General features: G+C 36.6%; 6 protein-coding genes. 4 read left to right on the forward strand and 2 right to left on the reverse strand.

Translation table 11 applies throughout. The features are described 5' to 3' along the window. The first annotated feature begins 248 nt into the window (after positions 1 to 248). Positions 249 to 710 (forward strand): DUF2691 family protein, encoded by a 462-nt coding sequence (locus tag CBM15_RS14365; protein WP_087618048.1) that lies wholly within the window; start codon positions 249 to 251, stop codon positions 708 to 710. Between the two features lie 51 nt (positions 711 to 761). Here CBM15_RS14365 and CBM15_RS14370 read toward each other — a convergent pair whose 3' ends face one another. Then, positions 762 to 1,646, reverse strand: a complete 885-nt coding sequence (locus tag CBM15_RS14370; RefSeq protein WP_087618049.1) for a LysR family transcriptional regulator — start codon at positions 1,644 to 1,646, stop codon at positions 762 to 764. A 111-nt stretch (positions 1,647 to 1,757) separates the two neighbouring features. Here CBM15_RS14370 and CBM15_RS14375 point away from each other — a divergent pair, with 111 nt between their 5' ends. Together CBM15_RS14375 and CBM15_RS14380 are read left to right on the forward strand one after the other, a co-directional pair. Beyond that, positions 1,758 to 2,768, forward strand: a complete 1,011-nt coding sequence (locus CBM15_RS14375) for a DUF2332 domain-containing protein (RefSeq protein ID WP_087618050.1) — start codon at positions 1,758 to 1,760, stop codon at positions 2,766 to 2,768. Between the two features lie 95 nt (positions 2,769 to 2,863). Further along, on the forward strand, positions 2,864 to 3,589 hold the full coding sequence (locus tag CBM15_RS14380; protein WP_087618051.1) for a metal-binding protein ZinT: 726 nt from the start codon (positions 2,864 to 2,866) through the stop codon (positions 3,587 to 3,589). A 70-nt stretch (positions 3,590 to 3,659) separates the two neighbouring features. Here the strand turns inward: CBM15_RS14380 and CBM15_RS14385 are convergent, their stop codons facing one another. Further along, positions 3,660 to 5,579, reverse strand: coding sequence for a penicillin-binding transpeptidase domain-containing protein (locus CBM15_RS14385; RefSeq protein WP_087618052.1), 1,920 nt, complete (start codon positions 5,577 to 5,579; stop codon positions 3,660 to 3,662). 189 nt (positions 5,580 to 5,768) lie between these two features. Between CBM15_RS14385 and CBM15_RS14390 the strand changes: the two genes are divergently transcribed. Continuing rightward, complete coding sequence (locus CBM15_RS14390; protein ID WP_087618053.1) at positions 5,769 to 6,683, forward strand: LysR family transcriptional regulator; 915 nt, start codon at positions 5,769 to 5,771, stop codon at positions 6,681 to 6,683. Positions 6,684 to 6,996 lie beyond the last annotated feature (313 nt).

Here is a 6,996-nt window from a genome sequence, read left to right on the forward strand (position 1 = left end):
TAGTATTTTTTTAAAATTATTGTTTTCTGCATATTTTCGTTAAATATAGACTTTTCCTTTATTGAGTTGCTATTTCGGAATAACCAGGTTATTATGCTCAATTAAACGCATCTTCATGTCCGTTTTATCAAAAATCACAAAAATTCATCATTACCCAACATAATATCAGTATAATGAGAAAATAAAAAGATTGGAGCAGCAAATGGAGGACTTATTTAAACAATTGAGAAGTAGGAGATGACGAAGCAATGAGAGGTTTATCCTTTGAGATACCGAACCGGCATGGCCGATATTTATATGAAATTTTAGAAGCTATCGACATAAGAGATTACTTTTGGAAATCAGAAGCCGAAGAGGCATATTATATTGAAAATAATCAGTTGGATGAAGCCATGTTCCCGCAGCCTTATACATATACCGGTGGAGAACTGTATAACAGAATTTCCGTAAAAGACTATTATGTACTATTTGCAGACTTAAAAGCATTTAAAGATAAATCACATGTGCAGGACATTGCTACATATGAAGAGTTCCTAAATAGCCAGTGTGAGCTCGTGCTTTTAATTGTAGATTGTGCATATGTAACGATCTATGTAAAAGATCAACATGTAACTGAAAAGATTTACAGAAAAGCGGTTCAGGAGGGGTACGAAAATTTAGCGTACATTACGGATGAGAATGACCTTCGTACAACATTGACCTCATTTTAAATAAATATGTGAAGCAATAATTTCTATTGTTTCACTATGCTCCCCCCTTCCTCAATTATCTATTAAACTATTTCGTATAAAACTCGTTAAAGGAATAATTTTAATAGAATTTCTTAAGTGGCTCATATAAATATCAACCGGATAAATAGTCCCGATCGGACCTATATCCATTACCCTTAATAAATCCGCCTCAATTTCCTCTGAAATTAAACTTTCAGGCAATAGCCCGATACCTAAACCTTCCTTAATCAATTTTATAGCAAAAATAACATCCTTTATTTTGTTGAATTTCTTTATATCGTATTCATTATTTAACCATTCAACTACCGGGGTATGTTCATTTAAATAACCTATATAAAGCGGATGCTCATTAAAAAGCGCTTTAAGCTGTAAATCCAACTGCTTTTCCACGAGCTGTAATTTAGAAGAATATACCAGTCTTAATGGAGAACGGTCAATACGCTCCGAATGAAACTCTTTAGAAATGAATTTGTGTAAACCTAGTGCTACATCTATTTGTTGTCCTTTTATTGCACTTTCTAACTGTGCCTGATCTTCCATTACAATTTCTACAATGTATTGTTGATGTAATTCAATAAAATCATGGATTCGATTTAATAGATTCGTATACAGTAAGGCGGGTGAAACTGAAATTATTAATGGAAAAGCCGGATTTAGTGATTCAAGGTGAATTTCTTTTGTACTCGCTTCTATTTGAGCCACAAGTTTTTTGGCCATAGGATAATATTTTTCGCCAATTGCAGATACCTTAACCTTTGTATGTTCCCGGTGAAACAATTGAACCCGTAAATGCTCCTCCAATAACTTCATATGTACAGTGATACTTGGCTGAGAAATATACAGTCTTTCTGCTGCTGCTCGAAAGCTCCCTTCCTCGACAACTGCTATAAATGTTTTTAGCCACTTTATATCCATGTTCATCACCCTCTTATTAAGATTATTAATCATATACATTAAAATTCATTAATTCCGTTAATTGTAAGTCTATTATACACTGTAGGCAATACACGAAAAGAGGTGTTTCAAATGGAAAAACTAGTCGCCGCTTTCAGACGTTTCGCCAGCCATGAAGCAAAAAACAATAGTCCGCTTTACGAATATTGGTGTAAAAGGATTATGACAAATGAGCAACTATTAAATCTCATTATGCATATTCCGGAGACACAGCCAAAGCCTAATTTATTTTTCGGGTCTGTGCAGTATTTATCAGCACAAAAAGAAACCCCTTTGAAACAAATATTCGAAAGTCCTTTCGAAGTGGATTTGGAAGCAAGCTTTCAATTACTCATCGATTTCTGTTTACAACATTCGGATGAACTGTTGCAGTTGTTTCATACAAAATCCGTTCAAACAAATGAAGTACAGCGGGCCAGCTATCTTTTCCCGATTTTCTCTGAAATTGCCGAAGAAGCGAAACTCCCGTTAACATTATTGGAAATCGGTACAAGTGCAGGACTTTTGCTTAATTTAGACGGGTATCGGTATGAAATTGAACAAGAACCGCCGATCTCATTTGGTAATGAAAATAGCCCTCTCACTCTTTTTGCTAAAAACTACGGCACTTCTATAACTTCTATAAAAAACTTGGACATCTTACACCGCATTGGAATCGATTTAAATATTATAGATTTACAAGATTCCGAAAAACATTTATGGCTGAAAAGTTTAATTTGGCCTGAACAAATTATACGGAAAGAAAATTTAGAGAAAGCAAGGGCGATTCAACGGCAATATTCAAAGCTTTTACTAACTGGTGATTTCAGAGAACTTATTCCCCCTTTATTTGATACTCATGAATTTAAAGGTAGCCAGGTTATTATTTTCCACACACATGTGGCAAATCAGTTTCCCGCAAAATTAAAAACGGAATTGCTGACAATGCTGCAGCAACTAAGCCATATTCAAAGCATTTATCACATTTATAACAATATGGATGATGCTGATTTACATGTGGATTTCATTGCCGGTGGTGTAATTCAAACCGTCAAATCACTAAAAGATACAGACGGGCATGGGAAGTTTTTCAGCTGGAATTAAAACCTTAAATAGTAATTATTACGATTACCATTGACAAGCAAGGGTCAACTATATAATATTATAAATCGTAACAGTTACTATTTAGGAGGTAAGTTATGAAAAGGAAATTAAATTGGTTAAGTATGTTAGCATTTAGCTTCATGCTGGTAGGTTGTGCAGAAAATTCCGACGAAAAGGAGAATACGGCTTCTATTGAAGTAAAGGGAGAAGCTGTAAAAGAACATGAAAATCAACAAGAACACGAGCATGACCATGAACATCAGCATGAATCCGACGAGGAACAAAAAGAAATTTACAACGGCTATTTCGATGATGAACAAGTACAAGATCGTCCATTAAGCGATTGGGCCGGTGACTGGCAATCGGTCTATCCTTATTTGCAGGATGGCACATTAGACGAAGTATTTGAACATAAGGCTTCCCAGGATGGCAGCCAAAGCTTTGAGGAGTTTAAAAATTATTATGAAATAGGCTATAAAACAACTACCGACCGTATTGTAATAGAAGATAATTTTGTTACATTTTATGATCACGGTCAAGCCCACAAAGGAGAATACAAATATGATGGATTTGAAATTTTAACGTATGAAAAAGGTAATCGCGGAGTCCGGTTTATTTTTAAACATGTGGGAGATGAAAAAGGAGTACCTGCTTATATTCAGTTCAGTGACCATATTATTGCGCCTCAAAAATCGGGGCATTACCACATTTACTGGGGTGATGACCGTGAAGCCTTATTAAAGGAAGTAACAAATTGGCCAACCTATTACCCTTCACATATGAATGGCCATGAGATTGCACACGAGATGATAGCCCACTAATATAGTTCATTAGAAATCAGCACAAAAACAACCATTTGCCCTTTGAGGAAATGGTTGTTTTAAAATTTTTCTATTTTTCTAAATAAAGATGAAGAGTGCCATCCAGTTCTAATACACTTTCCGGCTCCGGTAACTGCGCTTTTACTGTCTCGCCTTCACCATGTACTTCGATCTGATAAGGATATTCCAACTCCATAATTTCATTAACTGGTACACCTACTAAATCAGGTACGCGCTCTGTAATTTCATCACCCCAGCGATATTGCTTTTCTAATTGGCCTTCCCGATCTTTTTCTATTCCCAAAATAGGTGCAATATCTTCAATAATCTGTCCAACAATCGGCGCTACAATTGTACTGCCGAATACCAATTCCCCTTTTGGACTATCAACCGCTACATATACGACAACTTCCGGATCATTTGCTGGTGCGAAACCAATAAATGATACAATATAGTCCCCATCTTTATAACGTCCATTTTCGACTTTTTGAGCAGTACCCGTCTTCCCTCCGATTCGAAGTCCATCCCGGTATGCAGCTCTCCCTGACCCATTTGCTACAACAGATTCCAGCGCATCTCTTACTATTTTAGAAGTTTCCTCACTGACCACATTACGTTTTAAGTTCGGTTTATTTTCGATAACCACTTCTCCACTTTCCGGATTATAGACTTTTGAAACAACATACGGTGTAAACAGTTTTCCACCATTTACCGCAGCAGCAACTGCTTGAACTTGTTGAATTGGTGTCACCGAAATACCTTGCCCAAAAGAAGTGGTGGCATGTTCAACTGGTCCAAATGCCTCTTCAGAAAATAAAATACCAGACGCTTCTCCGGCAATATTAGAACCTGTTGTTTTACCGAACCCAAAATTCTTGATGTACTTCATTAACTTGTCAGCACCTACTCGTTGCCCAAGCTCGATAAATCCTGGATTACAGGAATTTTCCACGACTTGTAGAAACGTTTCCTCTCCATGACCATCGCGTTTCCAACAGCGAAGTCTCACACCTTCCACCATTGTGTAACCTTTATCAAAATAAGTATCCTTTTCCAGATCCACTACATTTTCTTCAACAGCGGCACTCAATGTTATAATCTTAAAAGTTGACCCTGGCTCATAAGTCATCCATACCGGCAAATTTCGATTGTAAATGGATGATTCTACTTCTTCAAACTTTGATGGATCGTATGTAGGATATGAAGAAAGTGCTAAAATTTCACCAGTTTTGGGATTCATCGCAATAGCTAGTGCCTGTTCCGCATTATATTTTGTCATAGCTTGTGACAGTTCCCGTTCTATTACTTTCTGAACTTCTAAATCAATTGTTAAACCTACCGTTGCCCCTTGCTTCCCTTCCCGCCATTCATCATTCACATGGGGTAATGCCTTCCCTTTTGCATCCGTAAATAACTTGATCGCTGCATCTTTTGAAGTTAATAGTTTATCATATTGATATTCAATTCCTGCAAGTCCTTGTGAATCATATCCAGTAAATCCGACTAGTCGGGATAACAAGTTACCGTAGGGATAACTCCTGTCATAATCTACACCACTATAGAGTCCGTCAATTTTCAATTCCTGAATTTTAACCGCCTGTTCGTATGAAATATTTTTCGCTTCTGGTGCAAGTTTGACCAGGTAACTTTTAGAATTCATTTTTTCGTATAATCGTTTTGCATCCAAATTAAGCACAGTTGCAATTTGATTTGCAGCTTCTTCGATATTATCATTCTGTGTTGGCATGAAATACAGTGTTGGAGCCAATTCGTTTGTAACAATAACTTCACCGTTACGGTCCGTAATTTCTCCCCGTTCTGAAGTAAACGGAATTTCCCGATCCCAATTCGTTTTTGCCAGTTCTGTTAGTTTATCATGCTGAATAACCTGCACATAAAACAGTCTTATAAAAACAATAACGCCGAAAAGTATAAAAGCCGAAAAGATTAACCTCAATCTATTTTTAGAAATAGTTGAAATCCACTTCAAAAAATCACCTCAATATTCACGTTATGAATAAAAGCGAATTTCTATTCAAGCAACAATAAGTGAAACCGATACTTAGAAAAATTTAAAATACGCATCTTTCTATTTATCTATATATAATTTACAATAGATATAGTTTATAATATATATACATATGATAGTTTGTAACTATAATAAAGCGAGGCGTTCTTAATGGAATTACGACAGTTAGAGTATTTTTTAATGTTATGTGAAGAGATGCAATTCACAAGAGCAGCTGAACGGCTTAATATTGCACAGCCAACTTTAAGTCAGCAAATTAAAGTGCTTGAAAATGAAGTAAATACCCCATTGTTTCACCGGATCGGCAAGAAAATTACCCTTACGGAAGCTGGTCAGATCCTTTATCGCCAAGCACAATCAATCTTTCAAACATTACATACGACGAAAATGCAAATGCAGCAATTGGCTTCACTTGAAAAAGGGATTCTTCGTGTTGGCGCATTGCCCGGTGAATTGACCAATATTGTGTCAGATTTAGTATTAAAGTTCATGCATAAATTTCCGCATATACAAGTAACCGTTACTTCCGGTGAAGATATTCATACATTATTGAAGAACAATACAATCGATATCGGCTTTTCGTTTTCACCACTGATTGAAAACTACGATGAGCAGTTTGTGGAAATCCCTTTATACACTGAACAGTTCTGTTATGTAGAAAGCAAAGACAGCGCTGCACAACATGAACCCGTACAATTGCGTGACATTCTGAACGAACCACTTGTTTTGTTTCCCAATGCCCACCTGTGCCGGCGAATTTTAAATGCTGCGGCTAAATCGGATAAGTTAACGATTGAGCCGAAGTTTGAAACATCGAGCATTCCCGCTATTTTTCAATTTGTCGAGCAAGGTCTTGGTGGAACGATTGTAGCCAAAACATTGTTTGACCTTCACGTGTCGGATAAACTGCAAGCTCATATCATTCAGCATCCTTTGCTGGAAAGAGAAACATTGCTGATCTATCAAAAGGAGCGCCTGCAATCACCTGCTTTTAAAGCATTTCTTGATTTATTGGAACCTGCGCTGTCAAATTATCAGTTATCTTTTTCCGCCAATTCATTGTGAGGGGCTATTCGGTAGTCCCTTTTGTCTTTTATTAAGAGCGGAGGGGCGGCTGTCGTTGGGCGGTTTTCTAATATATTTGGAAATCTTCTAATATATTTTTATTTATTCTAATAAAATGCCGATTTTCTAAAATATCACCCGGTTCTTCTAATAAGTGTTCGGGATGTGAGGTTAGTATAAAAAATGGACACGTCTTAAGAGACACTTTAAGATTAAGATATCTAAAAAAGGACGTGGAACCGATGAAAGAAAAACAAACTCGTAAGCGATTAGACGCACAAACAAAAGAATACATTTTAAAGTCTGTTTTAGA

The organism is Solibacillus kalamii (genome assembly GCF_002174535.1).
GTDB classification, from domain to species: Bacteria; Bacillota; Bacilli; order Bacillales_A; family Planococcaceae; genus Solibacillus; species Solibacillus silvestris.